This is a genomic window from Paraburkholderia sp. SIMBA_053 (assembly GCF_046534895.1).
Lineage (GTDB): Bacteria > Pseudomonadota > Gammaproteobacteria > Burkholderiales > Burkholderiaceae > Paraburkholderia > Paraburkholderia caledonica.
This window is the reverse complement of the sequence record NZ_JAWRXU010000232.1, coordinates 1-359: the sequence shown is the minus strand read 5'-3', so window position 1 is coordinate 359 and position 359 is coordinate 1. Positions and strand designations below refer to the sequence as shown.

The following is a 359-nucleotide window of genomic DNA, read 5'->3' as shown; positions in this document are numbered from 1 at the left end:
ACCGGCGCACCGGCAGATCGTCCTCGAGTCCGAGCACCTCGGGGGAGTCCGCCACATCGGCGGAGAACCGAGGATGCTGCACGTCTACCTCGAGCCGGATGCCGAGGCGTCGGTGGTCGCCGAGCAGTGGCGTCGTGATCTCGGGGGGCGCGCAGATGTCGGCACGCGGCATCAGACGATCGCATCCGGTCTGTTCGGCCCGGAGGTCAGTGAGGCTGCTGCATCTCGGATCGGCGACGTGCTCGTCGTGGCGAGGGGCAACGGCGCGATCTACGACGGCACGGCCGCGGATCAGCGCAGCCGGGGAATGGTCGGCCAGCATGGCGGCCTCACCCCCGAGGAGCGCCAGGTACCGCTGC

General features: G+C 70.5%; 1 protein-coding gene. It reads left to right on the top strand.

The features are described 5' to 3' along the window. Nucleotides 1–73 precede the first annotated feature (73 nt). The coding region (locus SB753_RS35410) for a hypothetical protein (RefSeq protein WP_410804734.1) at nucleotides 74–359 on the top strand (286 nt) is incomplete at its 3' end.